This window comes from Mycobacterium sp., assembly GCF_008709575.1.
Lineage (GTDB): Bacteria > Actinomycetota > Actinomycetes > Mycobacteriales > Mycobacteriaceae > Mycobacterium.
Map to the genome: position 1 here is coordinate 1 of NZ_VYIK01000572.1, position 504 is coordinate 504.

Here is a 504-nt window from a genome sequence, read left to right on the forward strand (position 1 = left end):
GCGGCCAGCGCGACGCCCAGCTTTGCGGGCCCATTGGGCATCACCCCGAACTGGCGCACCAGGTAACCACCGGTGCCGGTGGGTCCCCAACCGCCTTTCGCCGCCGCGCCCTGGGCGGCAAGACCCCAGCGTTGCTCGTCGACGAGACGATGCATCAGGTCCAATACCGTGGTATCGGACAGGCACGGCAGATGCGCGGCGAACCGCGCTTGGCTGTTCAAAGCCCATGGTGTCTGCCCGAACGCGCTGAACCCGGGCCGAAGTCGTCGCATCTGGACCACCGTGGTCCCGTCCCCGCTTTCCCGGATGACCCGCTGTACCTGCCGGGCCGCCTGGGCTGCCGGCCCAAGCTGGGTCCACAGCTGCGCTGCGGCGCGGTTGTCGGATGCGGTAATCGCTTTGACGACCAGCGGCTCGGCGCGCGCACGGTCAGCGCGCAACGCCGCAATCGCCAGCGGAACCTTGATGGTCGACCAGGCCACGCCGGTCGACCACGAGCCGAAG

General features: G+C 69.4%; 1 protein-coding gene. It reads right to left on the reverse strand.

Annotated features, from left to right (window positions below):
• Nucleotides 1-504: hypothetical protein (locus tag F6Q13_RS20195; RefSeq protein WP_293060211.1), on the reverse strand; the 504-nt coding region annotated here is incomplete at both ends.